Origin of the sequence: Dolichospermum sp. FACHB-1091, from assembly GCF_014697585.1 — a bacterium.
GTDB lineage: Bacteria > Cyanobacteriota > Cyanobacteriia > Cyanobacteriales > Nostocaceae > Dolichospermum.
In genome coordinates, this window is record NZ_JACJSB010000003.1 from 100,639 (window position 1) to 126,967 (window position 26,329).

Annotated in this window: 15 protein-coding genes; 8 read left to right on the plus strand and 7 right to left on the minus strand. The window is 36.5% G+C overall.

Annotation, left to right across the window (positions count from 1 at the left end; translation table 11 throughout):
* Positions 1–15: 15 nt before the first annotated feature.
* Both pbpC and H6G25_RS02640 read left to right on the plus strand, forming a co-directional pair.
* The gene (gene pbpC, locus H6G25_RS02635; RefSeq protein ID WP_190391139.1) at positions 16–2,367 is read left to right on the plus strand and encodes a penicillin-binding protein 1C; all 2,352 of its coding nucleotides are present in this window, start codon (positions 16–18) and stop codon (positions 2,365–2,367) included.
* Positions 2,368–3,142: 775 nt separating this feature from the next.
* Entirely contained in the window at positions 3,143–3,841 is a 699-nt protein-coding gene (locus H6G25_RS02640) for a hypothetical protein (protein WP_190391140.1), read from the plus strand.
* A 355-nt stretch (positions 3,842–4,196) separates the two neighbouring features.
* Here the strand turns inward: H6G25_RS02640 and H6G25_RS02645 are convergent, their stop codons facing one another.
* Both H6G25_RS02645 and H6G25_RS02650 read right to left on the minus strand, forming a co-directional pair.
* Entirely contained in the window at positions 4,197–5,309 is a 1,113-nt protein-coding gene (locus H6G25_RS02645) for a GTP-binding protein (RefSeq protein ID WP_190391141.1), read from the minus strand.
* Positions 5,310–5,495: 186 nt separating this feature from the next.
* Entirely contained in the window at positions 5,496–6,113 is a 618-nt protein-coding gene (locus tag H6G25_RS02650; protein WP_190391142.1) for a Uma2 family endonuclease, read from the minus strand.
* Between the two features lie 196 nt (positions 6,114–6,309).
* On the opposite strand from H6G25_RS02650, the gene cysS reads away from it, so the two are divergent.
* Entirely contained in the window at positions 6,310–7,773 is a 1,464-nt protein-coding gene (cysS, locus tag H6G25_RS02655; protein ID WP_190391143.1) for a cysteine--tRNA ligase, read from the plus strand.
* Between the two features lie 285 nt (positions 7,774–8,058).
* Here cysS and mrdA read toward each other — a convergent pair whose 3' ends face one another.
* The gene (gene mrdA / locus H6G25_RS02660) at positions 8,059–9,846 is read right to left on the minus strand and encodes a penicillin-binding protein 2 (protein WP_190391144.1); all 1,788 of its coding nucleotides are present in this window, start codon (positions 9,844–9,846) and stop codon (positions 8,059–8,061) included.
* An 86-nt stretch (positions 9,847–9,932) separates the two neighbouring features.
* On the opposite strand from mrdA, the gene H6G25_RS02665 reads away from it, so the two are divergent.
* The 4 genes from H6G25_RS02665 to H6G25_RS02680 all read left to right on the plus strand — a co-directional run bounded on the left by H6G25_RS02665 (position 9,933) and on the right by H6G25_RS02680 (position 16,070).
* Entirely contained in the window at positions 9,933–11,072 is a 1,140-nt protein-coding gene (locus H6G25_RS02665; protein ID WP_190391145.1) for an ABC transporter ATP-binding protein, read from the plus strand.
* Positions 11,073–11,140: 68 nt separating this feature from the next.
* Entirely contained in the window at positions 11,141–12,223 is a 1,083-nt protein-coding gene (locus tag H6G25_RS02670) for a spermidine/putrescine ABC transporter substrate-binding protein (protein ID WP_190391146.1), read from the plus strand.
* Positions 12,224–12,525: 302 nt separating this feature from the next.
* Complete coding sequence (locus tag H6G25_RS02675) at positions 12,526–13,413, plus strand: ABC transporter permease (protein WP_190391147.1); 888 nt, start codon at positions 12,526–12,528, stop codon at positions 13,411–13,413.
* A gap of 416 nt (positions 13,414–13,829) precedes the next feature.
* On the plus strand, positions 13,830–16,070 hold the full coding sequence (locus H6G25_RS02680) for a DNA methyltransferase (RefSeq protein ID WP_190391148.1): 2,241 nt from the start codon (positions 13,830–13,832) through the stop codon (positions 16,068–16,070).
* A 123-nt stretch (positions 16,071–16,193) separates the two neighbouring features.
* Here H6G25_RS02680 and murQ read toward each other — a convergent pair whose 3' ends face one another.
* Together murQ and H6G25_RS02690 are read right to left on the minus strand one after the other, a co-directional pair.
* Positions 16,194–17,132, minus strand: a complete 939-nt coding sequence (gene murQ, locus H6G25_RS02685) for an N-acetylmuramic acid 6-phosphate etherase (protein WP_190391149.1) — start codon at positions 17,130–17,132, stop codon at positions 16,194–16,196.
* 85 nt (positions 17,133–17,217) lie between these two features.
* Positions 17,218–17,637: a DUF3110 domain-containing protein gene (locus H6G25_RS02690; protein ID WP_190391150.1), complete on the minus strand. Its 420-nt coding sequence runs from the start codon at positions 17,635–17,637 to the stop codon at positions 17,218–17,220.
* A gap of 680 nt (positions 17,638–18,317) precedes the next feature.
* On the opposite strand from H6G25_RS02690, the gene H6G25_RS02695 reads away from it, so the two are divergent.
* Positions 18,318–23,765 (plus strand): translocation/assembly module TamB, encoded by a 5,448-nt coding sequence (locus tag H6G25_RS02695; protein WP_190391151.1) that lies wholly within the window; start codon positions 18,318–18,320, stop codon positions 23,763–23,765.
* A gap of 228 nt (positions 23,766–23,993) precedes the next feature.
* Here the strand turns inward: H6G25_RS02695 and H6G25_RS02700 are convergent, their stop codons facing one another.
* Together H6G25_RS02700 and cysH are read right to left on the minus strand one after the other, a co-directional pair.
* On the minus strand, positions 23,994–25,235 hold the full coding sequence (locus H6G25_RS02700; RefSeq protein WP_190391238.1) for an exonuclease subunit SbcD: 1,242 nt from the start codon (positions 25,233–25,235) through the stop codon (positions 23,994–23,996).
* 269 nt (positions 25,236–25,504) lie between these two features.
* Positions 25,505–26,209 (minus strand): phosphoadenosine phosphosulfate reductase, encoded by a 705-nt coding sequence (gene cysH / locus H6G25_RS02705; RefSeq protein WP_190391152.1) that lies wholly within the window; start codon positions 26,207–26,209, stop codon positions 25,505–25,507.
* Between the last annotated feature and the right edge of the window lie 120 nt (positions 26,210–26,329).

The window sequence follows — 26,329 nt, forward strand, 5'->3', positions numbered from 1 at the left end:
ATTCTTAACATTATTATGAATTTACTAACTCGTATCCTAAAAACTCTTACTCTTCGCGCCTCTGCGTCTTTGCGTGAGATAAAATCATATAAATTGAAACTAAAGCGCAACTACAAATTAAGTAAGATTATTTTCACCTTCATTTTCATCTGTTTAACAATTCGATTATGCCCTTATTTTGCACCTATTCATAGTATAGACATTGCCCAGCATCGATTAGCTATAGAGTTTAGAGATCGCAATAATTTACCATTAGGAACTGTTTTAACCAGTGATCAAGAACATACATCAATTATCAAATTAAATCAAGTTTCACCCCAATTTATCAAAGCAATTTTAGCTGCTGAAGATGGTAGTTTTTATCAACATGGGGCGTTAGATTTAAAAGCAATTTTTCGGGCGATAAAAGTAGCAATTGAAAATAAAAAAATCGTTTCTGGTGCTTCCACAATTACCATGCAATTGGCGAGAATGTTGGATAATTCACCCCGAACTATTACCGCAAAATTAAAAGAGATTTGGCTATCTTGGCGATTAGCTGCGGGAATGACTAAAGATGAAATTCTTACTGCTTATATTAATCGTCTACCCATGGGAGGAAATATTTATGGTGTTGAAGCTGCGGCGCGAATTTACTTTTCTATTCCTGCTAGTGATTTAAACTTAGCCCAAGCTTCTATTTTAGCAGCAATTCCTAATAATCCTACTTATTTTAATCCTTATCAACATCGAGAAAGATTACAACAAAGACAAAAATATGTTTTAAATAGAATGGTAGCAGAAAAATATATTTCTAACGAAGAGGCAGAACTTATATCTAAAGAAAAATTAGTATTTAAACCCCGTCAACAGGGAATTATTGCTGCACCACATTTTTTATTTTGGTTAGCAACAAAAAACAATACGTCTAACTCAGAATCATCACCTATCCGCACTACCATAAATCGCCCTTTACAGCAATTTGTGGAAGCACAAGTACAACAAGTAATTTCTTCTTTAAAGGCTAATAATGTCCATGATGCAGCAGTGGTAATAATTGACAACTCCACTGGGGAGGTTTTAAGTTATGTCGGTTCGCCTGATTATTTTAATGAAGTGGAATTAGGGCAAAACGATGGAGTTCAAGCGTTACGTCAACCAGGTTCTACATTAAAGCCATTTGTGTATGAATTAGGTTTAGAAAAGGGAGTAATTAGTCCTCATAGTATTTTGCCAGATGTGCCTACTCATTATGCAATTCCAGGGGCAAAATTATATAGTCCCACAGATTATACTAATAGCTTTTTGGGTCAGGTAAGAGTCAGAGTTGCTTTAGCCAATTCTTTAAATGTACCTGCGGTAAAGGTATTAGAAAAAGTGGGTGTAGAAACTTTCTTAAATCGGTTGCATGATTTGGGATTTGCACATCTAAATCAAAGTGCTGAATATTACGGTTTAGGTTTAACTTTGGGCAGTGGTGAGGTGAATTTGTGGGAACTAGCTAGTGCCTATTTAACTATGGCAAATATGGGTAAAATCACACCATTGGTAACTTCATTAAATATTGCCCCAATTGCCAATTCTCAATCTTTAGTTTCTAATTATTGGCAATTAATTATTGATATGTTAAGCGATCGCTATGCCAGATCCACGGCTTTTGGTGTAGACTCAGTGTTAAATTTGCCCTTTCCTGTCGCTGTTAAAACTGGCACTTCCTCTAATTATCGTGATACCTGGACAGTTGGCTTTAGTAGTGATTATACCGTGGCTACTTGGGTGGGTAATTTTAACGGCGAACCCATGCGTCAGGTTTCTGGTGTCACAGGGGCTGCACCTTTGTGGAATAGAATCATGTTACATCTGCATGAACATCAAACCTCTGCTGATTTTCCACCTCCAGCAGACATGATAAAATTACCCATTTGTGCCACAACAGGGTTAAAACCTACACCTAGCTGTACTTCAATAGTTCAGGAATATTTCTCTTTAAAAGATAAAATTGCTTATGAAAAATATACGGATTTCCATTTATCACCTGTGTATGATCAATGGTTAGGAAAACAGCCACAATTGCATTTTAATTCTGATAATTTCCGAATTATCTCTCCTCATAATGGAGATTTATTTCTGTTGTATCCCGGTGGAGAAGAACAACAAAAACTAGAATTTAAAGTTAGTGGAACAATAAATCAGTCTGTGGAATGGTGGCTAAATAATCAACATTTATCTACACAATCAAATAATGGTATATTTTGGTATTTACAACCTGGTAATTGGCGGCTAGAAGCCAGAATTGGTAAGATATACGATCAAATAAACTTTCAAGTAAAGTTAGCAAATATCCAACCTCAAAAACGAGGATTTTCTGTAGTAAATCCTACTAAATGATAAAATTTTATAGATTGATGAATTACCTCAATTTTTGTCCGGTATTGGCTAAATAAACATTGAAAACTTAAATAGAGTTTAAAGTTTTTAGAAAGTGAAAATAGCTATGAATAATACAAAAGAACGCAAGTCTGCTAAGAAGAAACAGCCTTTTTCTTCTGTTGATATTGGAACCCCTCAAATACCAGTCCGTAAAACAAAAAGGAAAAATCAGCCCTCTGAATCACTCAGTGACTGGGAACACGCGAGTTAATTGATCAGGTGGTTTTATTACCCTTTAAACTGTCTGAATTATAATTTGGGTAGATTTTGGTGATGATAATGATTTAAGATAGTAATCCGGGACTTACGCAAAATATCTCTCAAACCCTGATTTCTCTGTTACCTCTGCACCTAGAGTGGTTCGTTATTCCTTATTCCGTGACTCGTGCGTAAGTCCTATAATCATTGAATCAACTCTAAAATCATTGGATGTTTCATAGTCTTTGATTTAGAGTCACACTTGCGAAAATTATATCCAATCACATTACAAAACTTGATTACATACAGGGGTTTCCGCTCTTATGAGGTACATCTTAAGCCCCCTCCTCGCACCCCCCTCAATCCCCCCGCTGCGGGGGGAAGAAAAGGATAAACTTTTGATATTGGAGGGGGTTGGGGGTGGGGTTCTTGTACCTCATAACATCAGGAAGTGCTGTAAATCAAAAAAATCAGGCAAATCATAGTTAAGACTATGTTACTATTTGTCAATTGGTAGAAAATCAGGGTTATAAAAATGCAAAATGGCGACCAAAATCTGATTATTTTGATGATTTATATACTTACTATCTATTGGACATTCAACCGCATGATTGAATCTATAGACGATATAGTAAAAGTTGATTTTCAAAAAGGTGCTGTTGATGATCAATTGAAAGAACAAAATCTTCAAGATACAGTGGGTATTTCCTTTAAAACAGGTACTTATGGTTTAGATAAAGTGCAAAATGATCTAAAAGAATTATCCATGAGTATTGAAAATAAATCAGACAGTATTGCTATATATGTTGACTGGGATAATAGTTCTTTTGTGGTTGAACATAGCAAGGAGTCGCGGCGGGTAATTCGCAAATCTCCAGATTTAACCCGTGATTTAGCTATACCCCAAGTTCCGACAATTATTGCTCCTAAGAAAACAATTTCCGAAAATGTCACCGCAGAGGATGTTTTTCAAAGAGATAAAGAATCAGGAATCTATAAACCAGCTTCTCCTTTAATTAATGTCGCGGGTGTTAAAGGGAATAAAAAGTTATATAAAGACTTTATAGATAGCAAAAAGGATTTGGAATTTTCATTACAACTTGTGCTGCGGATTTCGGAAATGAGAGCCGGTATTGCTCCGGGGATAAATGTTCCTCCAGTGTCAATTATTAATTGTCGTTTTACTATTAAAAAGCTCCCTTGGACTTACGCTTTACCTTGGAATAAAAAATGATCTATGAATATCCCCGAATTCTTTAGCTCAAACAAATATGATTTGCATATTGATATTTTATCAGACCCTTGTGGGATGAGAATCTTGCTCGCCCTAGTCTGCAAATTAAATAGCCATTAGCTTCAATGATAATTTACAGCACTTCCCGATGTTATGAGGTACAAGAACCCCACCCCCAACCCCCTCCAATATCAAAAGTTTATCCTTTTCTTCCCCCCGCAGCGGTGGGATTGAGGGGGGTGCGAGGAAGGGGCAAATGAAGTACCTCATAAGAGCGGAAACCCCTGTATGGGTTTTTTTAGATTTGTTGGGTTACTCTACTGCTTAACCCAACCTATAAAATATTTCCTAATGATTACTTTCCAAATCCCCTACCTTTGCTGGCAGAAGGAAGACAAATACAATTTTCTAGTTGCTGGAGTAAGGTTTCGCTATCTAGATTTTGACCAATTAGCACTAGCTGATTTTGCTTTTTGTTTTCATTTTTCCATTGATCATCATCAATAGTAAAGCGTTTACCGCAAAGATGAAAAATATGACGTTGAGGACTTTCTTCAAACCACATAATTCCTTTAGCACGGAAGACATTTGTAGGTAATTGATTATCTAGAAAATATTGAAATCTTCTAATAGAAAAAGGTTTATCACTCTGGAAGGAAATAGAGGTAAAACCGTCATTTTCTAAGTGGTTAGAATGATCATGATGATGATGATGTTCATGATGTTCGTGATGTTCATGTTCACAACTGGAATGATCATCATGTTCATGTTCACAATGGGAATGATCATCATGTTCTTCTGCTTGGGAATCAAAGTATTTATCAGATTCAAACAAACCAACACTCAGAATTAAAGGAAGTGGAACTTGAGATTTTGTAGTCCGAATAATCCGCGATCCTTCTTTAATATTATTGATTTTTTTCTCCAATTCCTGTAAAGTGGTTTCGTCAACTAAATCTGTCTTATTGAGGAGAATGACATCACCATAAGTAATTTGACTTAAAGCAGCTTCAGAATTGAATAAATCTAAGCTATAATTGGCGGCATCAACTACAGTAATAATAGAATCTAATCGGGTTACATCTCGTAATTCTGAACCCAAAAATGTCATGGCCACTGGTAAAGGATCAGCTAAACCAGTGGTTTCAACAACTAGATAATCTAGCTTTTCTTCCCGTGCTAAAACTTTGTAAACAGCATCAACTAAGTCATTATTAATGGTACAACAAATGCAGCCATTACTTAATTCCACCATGTTTTGATCAGTGGAAACAATCAATTCGTTATCAATACCAATTTCTCCAAATTCATTCACTAAAACAGCAGTTTTCACACCTTGCTGATTTGTCAAAATATGGTTGAGTAAAGTAGTCTTACCGCTACCGAGAAACCCGGTAATAATAGTTACTGGTAAACCTTTTTTAGTAAGTTCCATGGTCTGAGAGTCGGAATTAACTATTGTTTGCATGGTGGAAAGTGAATTGTTGGTGTATTTTAGATTTTATCTTAATTTTGTCCACGAGAGTAACATATTCAGGACTTACGCAAAATATCTCTCAAACCCTCTTTTCTTCGTTCTCTTCGTTCCTATCCCTGACGGGACGCTCCGCGAACGTGGTTCATTATTCCGTGACTTGTGCGTAAGTCCTAATATTTACATACCAGCTTGAAAAATTTGGTTAGCAGTTAAGGTTAATTCGGGGAAAGTACGTGAAACTATAGTTTGATTTCCTCTAAATTGACTCACTTGATATTCCCCATTAATTAAATCATAAATAGAAATAGTTGGTTGTTTAGGATTTCCGATATAGGGAGTTCCTCCTAATGCTAAATAATCAACAATCCAATATTCAGGAATACCAATTTCTTCATAATCTTTGACTTTTGTTAAATAATCAACACGCCAATTTGTACTCACAACTTCAATTACTAAGGGAATTGATGCACCTTGGATCAGGGTAGATTGTTGTTTCCATAATGGCTCATTGATTAAATTAGGACGATTGATGATCAACACATCTGGTGAGTAAGCAGATTGATTTTCAGGGGGTTTAACTAAAACAGTTTTAAGAATACGATAGGGTAAATTTAAGCGTAGATATTCAGCCGTGGCTCTCTCAGCCAAAAAACCAGTAATATCTTCATGATCTCCTAATGGTTGTGCCATTTCAATAATTACTCCATGATGTAATTCATAATACTTTCCCTCTGGTTTCCATTCCACAAATTCCTCAAAAGTGACTGATTTAGTTTTGGGTAATGCTTGAATCATACTTTACCTCCAGGTGTTGACGAGATTAGCAAGTATTACTAATAATAGTTAATAGTTATTAGCTACTAAGACCTCCAACTATAACAAAATTCAGGCATAAACTTACTCCATGCAGCTTGATCTTAATCTGGGATGACACCATTGTCATCAAATTGCGTTATCATTATTAATCGTCAGATTGCCTTATTCCTCTATTATGACCCTATCTATTTACAATACTCTCACCCGTCGTCAAGAGCAATTTACCACCGTCGAACCTGGAAAAGTGAAAATGTATTGCTGCGGTGTGACAGTTTATGATTACTGCCATTTGGGTCATGCTAGAACGTCTATTATCTGGGATATAGTGCGTTCATACCTGAAGTTTATTGGCTATGATGTGTATTACATCCAGAATTTTACGGATATTGATGATAAAATTCTCAAACGGGCTAGAGAAGAAAATTCCTCCATGGAAATCGTCGCAGAACGCTACATTCAGGCGTATTTTGAGGATATGTCACGGTTAGGAATTAAAGAAGCTGACGAATATCCCCGCGCTACACATACAATGAATGGAATTCAGCGATTAATTCACGATTTAGAGCATAAAGGTTTTGCTTATCCCGCTGACGGTGATGTCTATTATGCGGTACAGAATTTTAACGAATATGGTAAACTTTCAGGACGCAAATTAGAGGATATGCAAGCCGGTGCGAGTGAACGGGTAAATATCGAAGACGCGGAATATCAAAAGAAGAAATACCCCTTTGATTTTGCTCTGTGGAAGGCTGCAAAACCCGGTGAACCTGCGTGGGAGTCTCCCTGGGGAAAAGGCCGCCCAGGATGGCATATAGAGTGTTCTGCCATGGTGCGCGATCGCTTGGGTGATACAATAGATATTCATGCTGGTGGTGCTGACTTAATTTTCCCCCATCATGAAAACGAAATTGCTCAATCAGAAGCGGTAACTGGCAAACCTTTAGCCAATTATTGGTTACACAATGGTATGGTTAAGGTAGACGGTGAAAAAATGTCCAAATCCTTGGGTAATTTTATCACAATTCGCCAATTATTAGATCGTGGCATAGACCCAATGGCGGTAAGATTATTTGTCTTAATGGCACAATACCGCAAACCCATAGATTTTACTGATGATGGCATATTAGCAGCAACCAATGGCTGGCATACGCTCAAAGAAGGTTTACTTTTCGGTTATGAACATGGTAGAAAATTAAAGTGGGATGAATCTAACCAAATCCAAAATCTCAAATCTCAAATCCAAAATGCGGAGGTTGAGAGATTTAAAACAGCAGTGAATGATGATTTTAATTTCCCTGGTGGTTTAGCAATAATTTTTGAATTAGCCAAAGAACTAAATCGAGAAGGAAATATTATTATACATCAAGGAAAAACAGAAACACCAGCCAATGAATTACTGCAAAAATGGCAAACTCTAATTAGATTAGCAGATGTTTTAGGTTTAAATGCCCAACCAGAAGTAGAAAATCTCGTTAATCATGGTATAAGTGATGTTGATATTGAGGATTTAATTCAAAAAAGACAGGTAGCACGGAAAGCCAAAAATTTCGCAGAATCTGATCAAATTCGTGATCAACTATTAAGAAAAGGTGTTACCTTAATAGATAGCAAAGAAGGAACACGCTGGCACAGAGGGTAAATTTTAATTTCCTGATAGAACATATTTTCTCTGAATAATTAACCGCAGATGAACGCAGATAAACGGAGATTAATTACAGCTTGGTATCAGCATACCATAGATTATTTTTGTAGTCAGATGCACTGCATTTAATTTCTATAATTATATTGGACAAGTGGCAGGCAAGATGCCCGCACCACAAGATTTAGCTATATTAGAATTGTCTAATTTAGCTGCTTAACAGCTTACTTTGACTCGAAAACTGCTGTAATTCCCAAAAACTATGGTTTTCAACGTCAAGGTGGTTTACCTATTTGACTTGCGAGCAAAATGTTTTTCCATTACTGCTAAAATCATAGGTGCTGCTACACTACCACCACCACCACCGGAATGTTCAGCAAAAGCCACCACTAAAATTTCTGGTTTATCAGCGGGTGCATAAGCGCCAAACCAAGCGTGATTTTCTTTAACTCCTCGTCTCCAAGCTTCCGCAGTCCCACTTTTACCCGCTACCGGGGGAAGAGTAGGGGTATTTAATACCTTACCTGTGCCTTCGCTAACTACCTTCCTTAATCCCACACGCAAAACGTTGACGGTTGTAGGTTTGAGATTTAATGATTCTCTCCAACTTTTAGCTTCTTCATTATCCTTGAGTAAATGGGGTTGGACACGATAACCACCGTTAGCAGGTACAGCAAACATGACAGCGACTTGTAAAGGTGTAGTTTGTAAAGCCCCTTGGCCAATGGACATATTTATAGTATCACCCACAGTCCAATCTCTTTTCCATACTTTCTGTTTCCAATTTTCATCGGGAACTAAACCTTTAGCTTCCTCTGTAGTAAATTCAAAACCAGTTTTTTGACCAAATCCATATTTACGAGTCCATGAAATCAATGTTGGTCCGCCAACCCGCTTCCCAACTTGATAAAAGAAGGTATCACTACTCCACTGTAGCGCTCCCACAAAACCCAATGGTCCAAAACCAGCATGATTCCATTCACCAAATCTAGTCCCACCAATAGTTAAAGAACCATAGGTTTGTAATACTGTATCTGGAGAAAATTGTCCCGATTCTAGCGCCGCTGTGGTGGTGACAATTTTAAAGGTACTAGCGGGAGGAAAGACGCTAATAGCACGATTAACTAAAGGATGTTCCGAACCTTGGAGACTTTCCCAATCTTTTTGGGACAGTTTTTGTTTAGAAAAGATGTTGGGGTCAAAACTGGGATGAGACACCATTGCTAATATAGCACCATTTTTAGGGTCAATGGCTACTATTGCTCCATTTCGATTACCTAAAGCCTTTTCTGCGGCTATTTGCGTCTCTAAATCTATGGTTAAATGTAGATCATTACCAGATTTTGCTTGTTTAGTTCCCAATACTCGGAGGGGTCTACCGCTACCATCTACTTCTATTTGCTGACCTCCCCACTCCCCTCTTAACGATTTTTCATAAGCCTTTTCTATACCCATTTGACCCATGACATCGCCTAATCGGTAGCCTTGGGCTTTCTTCTTTTCCAACTGTTCAGCCGTAATTTCCCTGGTGTATCCAAGTATATGGGCTAACTCTTTACCATAGGGATAATAACGAACAGCTTCCGTATTTATTTCCACACCTGGGAGTTCATTTTCATACTCTCTTAATGCTGTAACTTGGGCTTCATTTAAGTTGCGAGCAATACGAATCAGTGAAGAAGGATTAACAGCAGATTCTTGAAGGGTTTTTTCAATCTCTGCTTGGGGAATTTCCAGAATTTGCGCTAGACGTGGACCGACGACAGACCAGGAGGATTTTCTATGTGCCATAGGCCATAAATATACAGACCGAGGATAACGAGTGCTGGCTAATAATTTGCCATTTCTGTCAAAAATATTACCTCTTTCTGGTTGTTTAGGAATAATTCGCACCCGGTTAGATTCTGCGCGTTGACGATGTTTCTCTCCTTGTACAATTTGTAAATAGACCAATCGAGCGCCAATACCAGATAACATTAATAATGTGAATAAAATTACAAATGTAGATTGGACACCACGTCCAACTGTGCGCGTATTTTTTTGACTACTAAGCAATGGTGGTAAAATAGCCATAGGACTCAAAGAAATTTGGGGTTAAATAGGGAAAAATTAACAATTGACAATATTAAATATGAAATGAGGACATTGGACTGGATATTATGGCTGAAACTGCGATCAAAAATCAAAGGGATTTAAAATCCTCACAGACACTTGATGTTGAATTATGCAACGTATTTAAGTTTTTTAACCAAGAACCCGCAGTACAGGGTGTAGACTTGAATGTTAAAAAAGGAGAGTTTTTTAGTATTTTAGGTCCATCTGGTTGTGGAAAGACTACCACACTGCGCTTAATTGCTGGATTTGAAAGAATTGATGCTGGTAAACTATTGATTCAAGGTCAATTAATGACCGATATTCCTCCTTATCAACGACCTGTTAATACTGTATTTCAAAGTTATGCTTTATTTAATCATTTAAATGTGTGGGAAAATATTGCTTTTGGACTGCGATTAAAAAAAGTATCCAAATCAGAAATTACTAGTCGCGTCACTGAAGCTTTAAAACTTGTAAAAATGGAAAACTTGCGATCGCGTGTTCCTCATCAACTCTCAGGAGGTCAACAACAACGGGTAGCATTAGCAAGGGCTTTAGTTAATCGTCCCGCAGTGGTCCTATTAGATGAACCCTTGGGAGCATTAGACTTAAAACTTCGTAAACAGATGCAGGTTGAACTATCCAATCTTCACCAAGAGTTAGGATTAACCTTTATCATGGTGACACATGATCAAGAAGAGGCGCTATCTCTATCTAACCGCATTGCTGTGATGAATCAAGGCAGAATAGAACAAATTGGTACTCCCAGTCAAATTTACGAAGGTCCCCAAACAGTTTTTGTAGCTGATTTCATCGGTAATACTAATTTATTTAGTGGTAAAATTGCCGAAATAGACGCAGAATGTGTGAAAATTGAAACAAAAACCGGATTAACGATGATTGTTAATCGCTGCGAACAAACACCCCTAGAAAAATCCCAAAATGTAGTAGTTAGCGTCCGTCCCGAAAAAATCCAACTTTCCCTATATCCACCCAATATACCCATAAACTGCTTTGCTGGAAGGTTAATTAATATCATGTATTCAGGTACTCATGTTAATTATACCGTTGAATTAATCAACGGTATGAAAATTAATGTTTTACAACCGAATACATTCACTAACTTACTAGAAAGAAATACAACCATTTATACTTGGTGGGAAAAAGCCGACTGTTTAGCTATTAGTGAAAATAACAAACTTTAATTGATTTGCGGTCAATTATTCCTAGCATAATATCTTATGAATCAATTATCAACACTTAATTTCCCCCAATGATTAACAGACGTAAACTTCTCAAAAAAATTGCAGTTTTTTCCACCTTATCTTTAGGTAGTTGTGGTTGGAGACTAGCCAATGTAGGCTCAAAAGATATTAACCCTAATCAAAGTGATAAACTATATATTTACACCTGGACACAATATACAGATAAAGAATTACTAACAACCTTTACCAGACAAACAGGGATGAAAGTAATAGCAGATGTATATGAATCCAATGATGTCATGTTAGCGAAATTGCAAGCTGGGGGAAGTGGTACTTATAGTATTATCTATCCATCAGATTTTATGGTACAGAAAATGGCAGAAAAAGGATTATTAGCAGAAATAGATCATAACCGATTAATCGGACTAGATAACTTATTTCCACAATTTAATAATCCCACTTATGACCCCAAAAACCGTTATAGTATTCCCTTCAATTGGGGAACAACAGGGTTATTATACAACTCAGAAAAACTCTCAAATCCTCCCGAAGATTGGGAATATCTGTGGCAAAATCGAGATAAATTAAATAAACGGATTACCTTACTCAACGATGTCCGGGAAGTGATAGGTGCAACCTTGAGAATGCTAGGATACTCCTATAATTCACAAGATGAAAATGAAATAAAACAAGCATATCAAAAATTAAAATTACTCAAACCTGCGATTGCTGCTTTTGATACAGATGCTTGGCAAAATAAAATCCTAGCAGGAGACCTATTAATTTCCATGTGTTATTCTGCGGACGCGGTGAGAATTTCTAGAGAAAACCCCAAACTAAAATTTGTCATTCCGCGTAGTGGTTCTTCATTATGGACAGATACCATTGTCATTCCTAAATCCAACCCTAATTTAGCTGGTGCTTATGCTTGGATCAACTTAATTTTACAACCAGACATAGCCGCCAAAATTGCCCAAAGACTATATATTTCTACCCCTAATAGAGCAGCATTTGAGCAATTACCACAGAAAATTCAACAGAACAGCAATTTATTTCCTCCCGAATCAATTTTAGCAAAATGTGAACGGATTACCCCCTTGGGAAAATTTGAAGAAATCTATGACAGATATTGGACTCAATTACTAACATAAGTAGGTTGGCGTTAAAAATTGTCGTTATGACAAGGGAACAGGGAACTCTTAACAGGGAACAGGTTTTGGGCAACTTTACTTTTCGTTACTTATGTCGGTTTTTTTCCGCTCACCTACTTAAAAACATTAATGATCCAGTCAAACATCACCTCCTTACCTCTTACCTCCGTGTTCTCTGTGCCTCTGTGGTTAGATTTATCCGTCAGTTAAAACACAAAACCAAAATACAGAAAAATGGCAATTTTAAATATTAAATATTAAATATATAACCCTATCCAAAATCACCAAACCCTAATACTCAAATGGAATCTACTAACAACCTGAAAAAAACAGACTTACAAACAGCCTGGAAAAATTGGCTACCTCCCTTGACATTACTAGCACCATCTGGTATTTGGTTATTAATATTATTACTTTTGCCAACATTAATCATTTTTGAGTTAAGCTTAGTCCCAGATATTCGTCCTGGTGATTTAGTAAATCCCAGTGGTTTTAGTAACTATATTCACATTTTTGCAACGATTTATTTAAAAGTGATATTCAACTCACTTTTTTTTGCCTTTGGTACTACTATTATCACCTTAATGTTAGGTTTTCCCGTTGCTTATTGGATTGCTGTAATAGTACCACATCGCTGGCAAAATTTGTTAGTATTAGCCTTTGTATTACCTTTATGGACTTCTTCTTTATTACGTTCTTACGCATGGATTACTATTTTGCGTCCCAGCGGATTATTAAATAGTTTGTTAACCAGTATTGGTTTACCAATTTTAGATATTCTCAATAGTAATTTAGCTGTATTAATTGGTATGAGTTACAGCCTATTACCCTACATGGTATTAATTTTGTATGCTTCCTTAGAAAAATTAGATAAAAGACTATTAGAAGCTGCTGCTGATTTAGGTGCAAATTCCATCCAAACTTTTTTGAAAGTGACTGTACCTCAAGTTTTACCCGGTATTGCGGCTGGTTCATTGCTAGTTTTTATTACTGCATTAGGGGATTTTATTGACCCCGAATTATTAGGAGGTGCTTCCAGCATGACAGCGGCCAGATTAGTTTATAATCAGTTTCTTGGTGCTACTCAAAATTGGGGTTTTGGTTCAGCTTTAAGTATGACATTGATTTTGATAGTGAGTATATCAATTTCCCTTGTCATTAAATTTGGTGAAGCAACACCTAAAAAATAACAGCAATTACAATTAAACTATTAAGTAGGTTGGCGTTAAAAATTGTCGTTATGACAAGGGAACAGGGAACAGGTTTTGGGCAACTTTACTTTTCGTTACTTATGTCGGTTTTTTTGCGTTACCCTACTTACTGATGTTTATGAAGATGTCTCTCTTATCAAAACTTTTAACCTATATATAAAACTCCTATTTGATTTTTATTTGATTTTTATTTAATTTTTAAAAGTCGGGGATTTTGTTGTTCAAAAATTAGTGTCAGACTTTGAATTTATTTGAATTTAATTGTTGAATAATTAAGTTTTATGTATGATTTGGTTTTATTTGATTAAAGTGTTATAATAGGGGAATCTACCATAATAAACTTCAAAGATAGCCTGAAAAAATCATCTAATCTAAAAATTTGATCAGGGGTAAAAATGAAAAATCTTTTTGGAAATTTAAACTTGCAGACACTAAAACAAAATCCAGATTTCAAAGAAGATAGCGTTAGAGAAGTAATTATTCTGCCTATTTTAAAAGCACTTGGGTATACAGAAATCAATATAATTCGTAGTAAAACATTACAACATCCTTTTTTGAAAATAGGTAGTAAAAAACGCCCTATAAATCTTGTTCCTGATTATGTTTTGAAGGTAGAAAATAATTTTGCTTGGGTACTTGACGCAAAAGCACCAAATGAGAATATTAAAGAGGGTGATCATATAGAACAGGTTTATAGTTATGCTACCCACCCGGAAATTAGGAGTAATTATTTTGCTCTTTGTAATGGTGTAGAGTTTTCTATATTTAAAACCACCGCAACTAATATACCTATTTTATTTTTTAGCCTGGATGAAATTGAATATCATTGGGAAAAATTAACTCAATATTTATCACCTAATAGTTTTCAATCTGGTAAAAACTTTAATTATGAAACTACCATAGCTACAGCTAAACCTCAAGTTAGTTTCGATTATAATTCTCGTCCTTTATTGGAAGAAATTTTAGTTAAAAAAAGAGCAGCAAGAAGACATTTTGGAGTTCATGGATATTTTACTAAACAAGCCTGGAATGTAGTCGCTGAATATATTAAAAACTTTAGTCAACCTGGAGATTTAATTCTTGATCCTTTTGGTGGTAGTGGAGTGACAGCTATTGAAGCTTTAATGAATAATAGAAAAGCCATTAGTATAGATATTAATCCTATGGCTGTATTTCTTGTTAATTCTTTAATTACTCCTGTAGATTTTGATGAACTTTCAGTAGCTTTTGCAAAAGTAAAAACGGAATATGAAAACAAAGAACCTAAAACGGAAACTGATATTCAAAAAGCATTAATAAAATATCCCTATCCTCAAGGTTTACAATTACCTAAAGGTTCAGACGTGGAAACTGTAGAACAGTTATTTAGTGATAAACAATTAGCACAGTTAGGTTTATTAAAGTCAATTATTAAAAAAGAGAGAAACAAAAATATTAGAAATTCATTAATGCTAATGTTTTCTGGACTTTTGACAAAAGCCAATTTAACATACCACACAGGAAAAACATCAACACAAGATGGTCAGGGTAATGCAAGTGCATTTCAATATTATCGTTATAGAATAGCTCCTTCACCAAAGGATATACATATCTTAACTTATTTTGAAATGCGATTTAAAAAAGTAGTTGCAGCAAAAAAAGAGATGGAATATTTTATTAACGAAAAAACTATTTCTTATGGACAAATTATTAAAGGTTCAGCCACAAATTTAAGTTTTATTCCCAAAGAAAGTGTAGACTATATATATACAGATCCTCCCTATGGTAAGAAAATTCCTTATTTAGATTTATCTGTAATGTGGAATGCTTGGTTAGATTTAGAAGTAACAGAAGCAGACTATGAACAAGAAGCAATTGAGGGAGGAGAACATCAAAAAACTAAAGATGAATATAACCAATTAATAGCTGAAAGCATCAAAGAAATGTATCGAGTGTTAAAATTTGACCGGTGGTTATCATTTGTATTTGCTCATAAAGATCCTGAATTTTGGCATTTAATTATTGATACTGCGGAAAGTTGCGGTTTTGAATATATTGGTGCAGTACCACAAAAAAATGGCCAAACAAGCTTTAAAAAAAGACAAAACCCTTTCACAGTTTTATCAGGACAATTAATCATTAATTTTCGTAAAGTTCGCAGTCCTAAAGCTATTATGAAAGCTAACTTAGGAATGGATATTGCAGAAATTGTCATTCAAACTATTGAAGGAATTATAGCTAAAAATGATGGTGCAACTCTAGAACAAATTAACGACGAACTAATTATTAAAGGTTTAGAATTAGGTTTTTTAGACTTATTAAAAAAAGAATATTCTGATTTAACACCAATTTTATTAGGTAATTTTGACTATGATGAAAAAACAGAACTATTTACTCTCAAAAAAGATGCAAAATTCAAATCACATATAGATGTAAAATTGAGAATTAAATACTACTTAATCAGTTACTTACGCAGAATGGAAAGAGAAAAGAAAAATCCCAACTTTGATCAAATAGTTTTGCATTTATTACCACTTTTAAAAAATGGAACTACCCCAGAAGATCAAACCATTTTGAGTGTGTTAGAAGACATAGGAGAACGCATGGGAGAAAACAGTTGGAAACTAAAAAAAGAAGGTCAACTTTCACTATTTTGACGCAAATCTAACATATAAACACTCTTCCTCTGTGCGTCCTCTGTGCCTGGAGTGGTGCGTTACGAAGACAGCTAAAACACCCTAGATATAGGTGAAGATATAGGTGAAGTGAAATTCACACTTTTATTTACCAACACCCGAATTATGATCTTGATTATAACTAGTTACAGCCTGACGGAGATTACCCAAATGTGCAGCTAGTAGTTCCTTACCGGCTTCCTGATCTAAACCCGTCCAGTGCATTAATAAGGACAACTTCACCCATTTACCGCTGCGTTCCAGTAAAAAACCCGCCGCTTCTCGACTTAAGCCCGTCAAGTCTTGTAGAATCCGTAAAGCGCGATCGCGTAACTTTTGATTAGTCACAGCGACATCAACCATGCGATTACCATAGACCTTACCGAGTTTGACCATTACCCCAGTGGAGAGAGTATTTAAAGCCAATTTTGTTACAGTTCCCGCTTTCAAACGAGTAGAACCAGCCAAAATTTCTGGACCTGTTAACAAACGAATATCAATATCAACCTCAATAGTGACTTGTTCAGCGGGGACACAAGCTATAAAAATAGTTTTAGCTCCGCGTTGACGAGCAGCATTAATAGCACCGTGAACAAAAGGTGTTGTTCCTCCCGCAGTAATACCGACGACCACATCTAGTTGGGTAATTTGTCGTTGAGAAATCGCACTTTCCCCATCTTCAGATCGATCTTCTAAATCCTCAGAACTGCGAACCAATGCACCAGCGCCACCGGCAATAATTCCCTGTACCAACTCGGCCGGAGTGCAGAAAGTAGGTGGACATTCAGCAGCATCTAATACTCCCAATCTACCACTTGTCCCTGCACCCACGTAAAATAAACGTCCCCCTTGACGCAACCTGTCCGCTGTCAAATCAATAGCTGCTGCTAATTGAACTTTAGCCTCTGCTACTGCTGCTACTGCTTTGTGGTCTTCATGATTAAATAACTCCACCAATTCCAGGGAATTGAGTTGATCTAAATTGAGACTATGAGGATTAACTTGTTCCGTCAGTAGATGGCCGCGTTCCTGGAAATTTGTCATTTTGTGTAGTCTATATTCTTGGTCAGTGGTAACAAATCAATAGTCAGTTGTCATTTACTGCTCATGACTAATGACCCATGACAAATCATAATAGCCCTTCCAGTTGACGACGAATGCTGTCTAAATCAGAATTAGCAATTTCCGGGACGGATGAACCTGTGTCTGGGAAATCCTTTCCAGTATATCCCATTTCAGCTTCAGCTTGCCAGTCAGTTTCTTCCACGTTCATTGCTGGAGGAATCGCTAACTCACTATTTTCGGAAATAATTTCCCAATCATAGCCGGCACTTTCGCAAAATTCCTGAACATCAGCAGCATCCATCATTTCCACTGTTGGTACAGCGAAGTCTTGAGCTTCCAACATTAAAGCATAGCGAGTAGCATCATCTTCTGATTCAAACATGAGGATTTGATTACCTTCTAACCCTTGGCCATTGGTAATGCGAACGCTATGAATGCCCTCATTATCCGTACCAGCATTAAAAATTAGTACAAAAACACGCATTATCCATCCTTTGATTTCTTGTCTAACTTATATTAGAGTTCTAGGTTGTGCATTTGCAAAAGTCTGAGATCATTTTTGTCGGATTTTCAGGACTCACAGCTAAACTAAAAGATTTTCCAATTATATAGTTAATTAACCATAAGTTTTTTAAATAAGAATTTGACAAAAAAGGTAAAGTCGAATAATTGCCCCTCTATTCTCAATAATCTTGAGAATATTCTCAATAACTCGACGAAAAAAGTTCATTTTTGGGCTTGACTTTCTCAACTATTTTTTTTAAAATAATTTTTGATAAAATCTGCTTGGGCTTATTTGCTGTAGATTTCTAAAATTATCAGAAGATAGTTCTTCCTCGTCGTTTCTATGATAACAGATTAAAAATTCCTTGTCAATACCTTTTCCACTTTTTTCCTAGAAAAAGTGCCAACTCTCCGCGCCTCTGCGTGATTCAAAAAATATTAATCCATATAAAAATAGAAGATGGTTCTTCCTCGTCGGTTCTATAATAACAGATTAAAAACTCGTTGTCAATAGCTTTTCCTCTCTTTTTGCCGAAAATTTTGGTTAAAAACTCCGTTCTAGAAAGACAGCTTTTGGTATAATAGGCAGGGTGAGTGTCAAATATCCAGCAGCGTAAATTTAGCGGGCTTCCTCATCCCATAAGTTGTGGTGAAAACAAGATGTCTAACTCTCCTGGTCAAAATTCTCACTCCAGAAACTCTGGGTTTGAGCGTCTATGGTTAACAATATTAAGTCGAGGTGGACTAGTTTTAGGTGCTGTATTGGTGCTGGGAATTATTGCTGGTATTTGGCGGTTGCGGAATTTCGTTTATAATGATTTAGTACCATTAGTTACCCAAAATCTAACTACCACCCTGAACCGTCCGGTAAAATTGGGAGCAGTTAAGTCATTTTCCCTGACAGGGGTAAGTTTTGACGCTTCAGAGATACCAACTACCAACACAGATTCAGATAAGGTAAATACAAAAGCTGTTGAAGTAGGATTTGATCCTTGGCAATTAGTTATTAACCGCCATCTTTTATTAGATGTTACTTTAATTAATCCAGATATTTATATTGAACAAGATTCCCAAGGACGCTGGTTAACTACTAGTATAACTCCGCCTACGGGTAAAGCATTGATTAAAACTGATTTGGATAAATTGCGGTTTCGTGATGCTAATTTAGTATTAGTGCCGAAAGTATCGGTTTTAGAAAAAAATTCTTTACCAGAGAAAGTAGCATTTTCAGGAATTAATGGCACAGCTAAACTCTTAAATCAAAATCGTCTGATTAAATTAGAATTAGCTGGTCAGGCAGTGAGTGGGGGTAATATTTCCATTGTCGGGGATTTAATTCCTCGGAAGGTTTTAGCTGGGGATTTTCGACTACAAGCGGAAAACATTCTCGCAGCAGATATTACGCGAATTGTCACTTTACCACTAACCTTAAAAACTGGTAGAGTCAATGGTGATTTGCAAATTAAAGTAGTTCCCAGAGGGAAAACCTTATTATATGGTAAGGCGGCCATAGCGGGAGTGACGGTACAAATCCCTAAAATACCTCAATTATTAAATAATAGTCAAGGGAATCTCAGTTTTGATGGACTAGCTATTAAATTAGAGCAGATAATTACCAACTATGGGCAAATCCCGGTTACAGCATCAGGTACAATTGACCAGGAAGCTGGATTTAATTTAAAAGGGCGTGTCAATGCGGTAAGTTTAGCTAATGCCCAAACTACTCTGAAAGTCAAGTTACCAGTTCCTGTAACTGGGATAGCTCAAGCAGATGTACAGATATTGGGAGAAATTTCCCAGCCAGTATTATCCGGTAGTGTCAGCAGTTTGAAAACTGTCCGAATTGATAAAGTAGATTTTCAGAAAGTTAGTAGTAAATTTGAACTGATAAGCAGTAAGTCTCTGCTGAAAATTACAGATATCCAAGGAAAAACTACAGAGCAAGGTGAGGTAAAAGGTGGGGGAACAATTAAACTCAGTCCAGTACCCCAACTAGATTTTAACTTGACTGGGGAAAATATAGCCGGAGATGCGATCGCTCAAGTATACAATATTAAAACAGGATTCCCCATTGGACTATTATCAGCTACAGCCCAACTCAAAGGAGTGGATAATAAAACCCAGACTGTAGTAAAATTGCAAGCACCTGAAGCTAAATATCCCACAACGTTAACAACAATTATTAATTCTGACCAAACGGTTGACTTTCGTGATGTAGTTGCTAATGTAGGTAGTGGCATAGTTAGGGGTAGTGGTACTTATGTTAATGGTCGTTGGCAAGCTTTGGCGCAAGCTAGTAAGATTAAACTAGCCTCCTTTATAGACCAAAAACAACAGGAAAACATTTCCTTAACTGGGGCTGAATTTAATGGAGGTCTGCGTTTATCAGGAAATTCCTCACCATTTAAAATTGAGACAATTATTCCTGAAAATGCGAATGTTAACATTGCCGGTGGTACAGTCAATATAGCCCAACTCGACTTACAAGAGCAAAATTTCACAGCCTTGTTACTAGGGAGAAATTTACGCTTAGGTACAATATTAAAACAAAAACAAACCAACCCGATTTTAAATTATCCCCTCACAGGTAAATTCATGATTGGGGGTAATCGGGAAAATTTCCAACTCAAAACCATCACAGCATTGGGTGAGGCCTTTTTATCTGTGGGAGAGGGGAAAATTAAAGCTGGGAATATTCAAGTTGCGGAAGGTCGCTATGAGGCGAAAATTCAAGCTGATAATGTACCTTTGCTCAGTTTAGCACCTGTACCATCCCCATGGCAAGGAAATATCACAGGTGAATTGCAAGTAGCGGGTTCTGTGGAGTCATTCCAACCTGAAACTATTCAGGGAGAGGGAAAAGGTAGATTGAAACTCCCTAGCGGAACGGTTACGGCCGCTGATATTCGAGTTAATGATGGAAATTATCAAGCTTCTTTGGCTACTTCTGGGTTAAAATTGCGTTCCTTTGGTCAGCAGTTACAAGGACAGTTGGGAGGGAAATTACAAGTAGCGGGAACTTTAGCTGCTCCCAAATTAGCAGATATTGCTGCTGTTGGTCAACTGCGGTTTAATAGAGGTTTGATAGGTATTGATTCACCTATTCGGTTAGATGTTGGTTGGAATGGGAAAAAGCTAACCATAGACAGTTCTAATAATGCTGATTTCCAAGTTAAAGGTTATTTATTAGCTAATGCAGAAAGAGTAGGTATTCCCGAAATTACGGATATGAATTTCAACTTAAATATAAATAATTATAACCTGCAACAGTTGCCGATTAAATTACCTAAAAACCTAGATATTGCTGGAAATGTGGATTTTAGCGGACAGTTGAGAGGAAAAGCGACTGCACCAAATATTACAGGTAAGTTGGGATTTACAGATTTAAGACTTCAAAAATTTGCCTTTGAACCATATCTAACTGGTAGTGTTAAAGCTATATCAGGACAGGGATTAAGCTTAGATGTTGCAGGTGCAAAAGAGCGCGTAGCATTTGAGTTAGATGGTAATAATCGTCCTAAATCTTTTTTGGTCAAGTGGCAACAAACATTGTTGTCAGGTATGGAAACAGATGGTAACTTAGCCGTGGGTATGAATAATCTACCATTAAACACCTTAAATATAGTTTTACCAAATAATACGCCATTAAGTCCAGGAGGTGTGGGGGGATTATTAAGTGGAAATTTGCAAATTAATTCCCAGACATTAGCGACAGAGGGAAATATAACCATTGAGAAACCACAAATTGGCCGAATTAAAGGCGATCGTTTTCAAACCCAATTGCGATATGATAATAGCACATTCAGTTTGAGTAACAGCGAATTTAGCAAAGGTGAAAGCAGATATAACTTTGATGCAAATATCAAACCATGGACTAGAAAACCGCAACTACAAGCAAACATAAAAATTAACAAAGGCAATATTCAAAACATTCTTAATGTTGTCCAAATATTTGAACTTCAAGACTTGCAACGTGGTTTAAAAGCACCAAAATACGGCAAAGCTGGGGATTTGACCGCTAAATCCCAAAAATTACCAAATCAATCCTTATTCACCCAAATTCAAAGGTTATCAGAAATTGATGCCCTAGTAGCTATGGAAGACGAAAAGCGGATAGATTCTACACCCATACCAGAATTAAGAGACTTAAAAGGGATTGTCAATGGTATTATTACTATTAATATTGCCTCATCCGACCAACCAAAGATAAAATTTAACCTGCAAGGACAAAATTTGAATTGGGGTAAACCAACAGAACCAAGCCGATTTTATGCTGTGGAAAAAGTAGTAGTTAAAGGTAGTTTTGAAGAGGGAATTTTCCGTTTACAACCTTTGGAGATTCAAAATCAGGAAAAGCTAATTTCCTTTACAGGAAACATTGGTAATAGTAAACAATCAGGTAAATTGACAGTAGAAAATTTTCCTCTTGGGCGAGTAAATGATTTAGTGAAACTACCAGTAGGAATTGGAGGTAAACTGAATTTAACGACAGCAATAGCAGGTAGTATTAATAATCCTCAAGCTATAGGAGAATTAAACATTACAGAAGGAACAATTAATCAAAAACAAATAGCATCAACTAATGCTACTTTCAATTATGCTAATGGAAGATTAAACTTTAGTAGCAATGTCTCAGGAACGGGGAAAGAATCTGGAACTGAAATTTCGGGGAGTATTCCTTATCAAATACCTTTTGCTGCTAGAAAATCAGAGAGTAATCAAATTACCTTAGATGTGAAAGTCAAAAACGAAGGTTTAACACTTTTAAATCTTTTTACTAATGAAGTAGCTTTTGAAAATGGACAAGGAGAATTAGATCTAAAAGTTTCAGGAACTTTAAAAAAACCGTTAGTTGAAGGTAAAGCTTCCCTAAGTAATGCTACCTTTAGCGCTCAAGCATTACCGGGAAAATTAACCAATATAAATGGTAGTGCAGAGTTTGATTTAAACCGGGTATTTGTAGACAGTCTGGAAGGTAGATTTAGTAATGGTAAAGTTGAAGTTGTGGGAGAACTACCAATTTTTACCAGTCAAAATATTAAAACAGAAAATCCGCTGATTGTTAATTTAGAACAATTAGCTTTAAACCTCAAGGGACTATATCAAGGGGGTGCTAGCGGTAATTTAGAAATTACGGGTTCTTTGCTGCAACCTGTAATTGGTGGTAAGATAGAATTATTTGATGGTCAAATATTGTTAGCAGAATCTAAAAATGTTAATTCCTCAAATGCTAAAATCGGTATTTCTAAAAAATCTCCGGAGGTAGAAAATAAAATTACCAAGTTAAATAAGTTAGAATTAAACTTAGGTAAAAATGTACAAATTACTAGTCCACCGCTTTTTAAGTTCCAAGCTGCTGGGGATTTAATTGTTGGTGGTTATTTAGCTGAACCCTTACCGGAAGGAACTATTAAACTAACTAAAGGTGCGGTGAATTTATTTACTACCCAATTAGGTTTAGCACGAGGTTATGAACATACCGCTACTTTTGTTTCTAGTCAACCCCGCGACCCTTATTTAGACATTCGTTTATTTGCTAAAATTCTAGATGTAGTTGAAAATAACGATATTAGCCGACAAAATTCTGTAGGTTCTTTAGGTTTATCGGGTTTAGAAACAGTTCGAGTTGAAGCAAGTATTAATGGTTTAGCGAGTCAAATCAATAAGAATTTACAACTCAAAAGTAATCCTTCACGTTCAGAAACACAAATTGTGGCCTTGTTAGGGGGTGGGTTCATTGATACTAAAGAACGTGGTGATATTAAACTGGGTTTAATTAATATTGCTGGTTCGGCCGTTTTTAGTAATTTCCAAGGTGCATTTAATCAAATTGGTGATGCTTTTGGTTTAAGCGAATTAAGAGTATTTCCGACTATTCTTTCCCAAAGGCCAGAAGCAGGGAGAAATAATTCATCTTTAGAATTGGCTTTAGAAGCAGGAATTGATCTTTCCCCGAAGTTTTCCTTTTCTACTATTAAGATTTTGACGGCTCGTGATCCTTTACAATGGGGGATTAATTACCGAATAAATAATGAACTTCGTCTGCGTTCTTCTACTAATTTAACTGATGATACTCGCGCTGTAGTTGAATTTGAACGGAGATTTTAAAAAATTAAATTATTAATCCATTATTTATGAATTAATCTGAGGGGTTTAGTAATAGTAAATCTCTACCCGCTATAACTTTCTATAGTTTCAATTTCCTCTGGGGTTAAATTATAAATTTGATAAATCATTTGATCAATTTCTGCTGCTAATGATGAAAAAATTTTCTACTGTAGATTTCTGCTACAAACAAATATTCTGACTCTTGAATTGTTGCTTTTTCATTCCCCCCTATGGTACTAAAAAAATTTCCTGATCATCTGTTAACAAATTCTGCGCTGCTTCCAACATAGACGGGGCGATATCTTTTAAATCCTCCCGATTATTTAAGTATGTTTTTAAAGCAGACATTGGGTCAATACTACTACTCGTACTCAATTCAGGAATCCGGGGTTTTGCTAATTGACTGACTAGTTCTGCTTGAATGGTGTAAGTATGGGCGGATTTTAAAGCATTGTTGAGGGAAGAGTTATCAATTAAATCCAATTGATCTGAGCGCAATTTGTAAATCAGTCGCACTACATTGTCTTGAATATCATATTTAGCAATTCCTTTTAATAAAGCTGCTTGTGGATCATCGTGTTTAGATAAATCTACTTCAATCGTCCGAAATATTCGCACTGGTAAAGGACAAAATTCCCAATTTACCTTCCCCTTTTCCAACTCTATCATGACATAACCTTTATCTTCCTTCTCCTCGCTAAAATCTACCCGTTCAATACTTCCGGGATAAATCACTGGTGGGTGATTAGATTTATTGAGATTTTGGTGTTTATGAACATGACCTAAAGCCACATAATCAAAACATGAGCGAGTTAACAAAGACAAAGGTAAAGTAAAACCCTTACCCACTGCTAATAAGCGTTCTGCGCCCAAAGTTGCATTATCAGCCATTAAATGAGCTAAAAGTACCGTAGGAATACTAGGGTCAAGACGACGAATTTCGCCCTCTATGACCACCTGTAAACGTTCTGTGAGTAATTGATTAACTTCGGCCAAAGAAGAACCCTGAGTTTCTTGACGAGTCATCAAAGTAGAACGAGTTAACCAAGGGAGAGTAATTATTTGTATATCTCCATGGCGGGTAGAAATGCGGTGAGTGGTCAAAGTATCACCAACCACAAAACCTGGTACAGCCAAAGTTCGGTAAATATTTAAACTAGCGCCTCCCAAACCTTGGGAATGTTGGTCATGATTTCCCACTAATAATACTGTGGGAATATCTGCGTCTACTAAGCGACGAAATTGATGAGCAAAAGCTTCTTGAACATAGGGCGCAGGTGTCGCATTAGGAAAAGCATCACCACCAAATAAAACTAAATCTACACCATCATTTAACGCCCGGTCAATACACAAAGATAATGTCTTGACAAAATCCTCCAATCGTGTATTTAAACCTGTGAGGGGATTAACACGCCCGTGACAAAAACCGCTACCAATATGGATATCTGAAAGATGAAGAATTTTCATAATTTATTTACTTATAGGTAGGTTGTAGTTATGACAAGGGAACAGGGAATAGGGAACAGGGAACAGGGAATAGGGAATAGGGAACAGGGAATAGGTTTTGGGTAACTTTACTTTTCGTTACTTATGTTAGTTTTTTCCGTTCACCTACTTAGGGAAGGCGCGAAGGAAGAAGGTAATCAAAGTCTGGTTTAAATCGCCGAAAACTGCTGTAGGATGATCCCCGACTGGTTCAAGAAGTCGGGGGTTTAGTCGTCTAGACTGCTAACAACTGACTAAATATGAATTCCGCACTCAGTTTTTTCACTTCCGCGCCAACGTCCAGCGCGTTCGTCTTCACCTTCACCTACTTTAGTGGTAATAGGTTCGTCGCCAATACTGGGATAACCTTGGTCATGGAGAGGGTTGTAAATTACCTTATGTTCAGCTACATACTCCCAACTTTGTTTACGGGTCCAAGTAGCTAGGGGGTTAATTTTCAATCTTCCTTTACCATCTAATTCTAATACAGGCATGGTAGCACGGGTAACGGCTTGATCACGACGGCGGCCTGTAATCCAGGCTACGGTATTCAGTTCATCTAAACCCCGTTGCAATGGTTCAATTTTGGTAATATCGTGGAATTTAGCAATATCTGTATCCCAAAGGGCTTCACCAAATTTAGCAGCAAAGGCTTCACGACTATCTACATCTGGTGTTTTATAGGTTTTTAAATCAAGATTATAGATTTCTTGGGCTTTAGCAACTAATTCTAGGGTTTGGGGAAAGTGATAAAGGGTATCAAGAAAAATTACAGGAACTGGATGCTGAAGTTCTGTATACAGTATATGTGTCAAGATGATGTCATCAACGTTAAAGGCACTAGTTTGTACCAGTCCCGTGGGGATATTCTTGATAGACCAGGCTAAAATTTCCTTGGGAGTTGCGGTTTCCAATTGCTGATTTAGTGCTACTAAGTCAAAGGTGGTAGAGGCTGTCATGATATTTCCTTAAACAAAGATTTTTTTACTTTTATTAAATTTAATATTACCTTAATAAAGTTACATATCCCCGCCGACGCTGGAGTACAGCGGAAAGAACTTCTTACCAATTACCAATTA

Excerpts from the sequence above, each read along its gene's own strand:
- pbpC (WP_190391139.1), top strand. The coding sequence starts at position 16 with ATGAATTTACTAACTCGTATCCTAAAAACTCTTACTCTTCGCGCCTCT.
- H6G25_RS02640 (WP_190391140.1), top strand. The coding sequence starts at position 3,143 with ATGCAAAATGGCGACCAAAATCTGATTATTTTGATGATTTATATACTT.
- H6G25_RS02645 (WP_190391141.1), bottom strand. The coding sequence starts at position 5,309 with ATGCAAACAATAGTTAATTCCGACTCTCAGACCATGGAACTTACTAAA.
- H6G25_RS02650 (WP_190391142.1), bottom strand. The coding sequence starts at position 6,113 with ATGATTCAAGCATTACCCAAAACTAAATCAGTCACTTTTGAGGAATTT.
- cysS (WP_190391143.1), top strand. The coding sequence starts at position 6,310 with ATGACCCTATCTATTTACAATACTCTCACCCGTCGTCAAGAGCAATTT.
- mrdA (WP_190391144.1), bottom strand. The coding sequence starts at position 9,846 with ATGGCTATTTTACCACCATTGCTTAGTAGTCAAAAAAATACGCGCACA.
- H6G25_RS02665 (WP_190391145.1), top strand. The coding sequence starts at position 9,933 with ATGGCTGAAACTGCGATCAAAAATCAAAGGGATTTAAAATCCTCACAG.
- H6G25_RS02670 (WP_190391146.1), top strand. The coding sequence starts at position 11,141 with ATGATTAACAGACGTAAACTTCTCAAAAAAATTGCAGTTTTTTCCACC.
- H6G25_RS02675 (WP_190391147.1), top strand. The coding sequence starts at position 12,526 with ATGGAATCTACTAACAACCTGAAAAAAACAGACTTACAAACAGCCTGG.
- H6G25_RS02680 (WP_190391148.1), top strand. The coding sequence starts at position 13,830 with ATGAAAAATCTTTTTGGAAATTTAAACTTGCAGACACTAAAACAAAAT.
- murQ (WP_190391149.1), bottom strand. The coding sequence starts at position 17,132 with ATGACAAATTTCCAGGAACGCGGCCATCTACTGACGGAACAAGTTAAT.
- H6G25_RS02690 (WP_190391150.1), bottom strand. The coding sequence starts at position 17,637 with ATGCGTGTTTTTGTACTAATTTTTAATGCTGGTACGGATAATGAGGGC.
- H6G25_RS02695 (WP_190391151.1), top strand. The coding sequence starts at position 18,318 with ATGTCTAACTCTCCTGGTCAAAATTCTCACTCCAGAAACTCTGGGTTT.
- cysH (WP_190391152.1), bottom strand. The coding sequence starts at position 26,209 with ATGACAGCCTCTACCACCTTTGACTTAGTAGCACTAAATCAGCAATTG.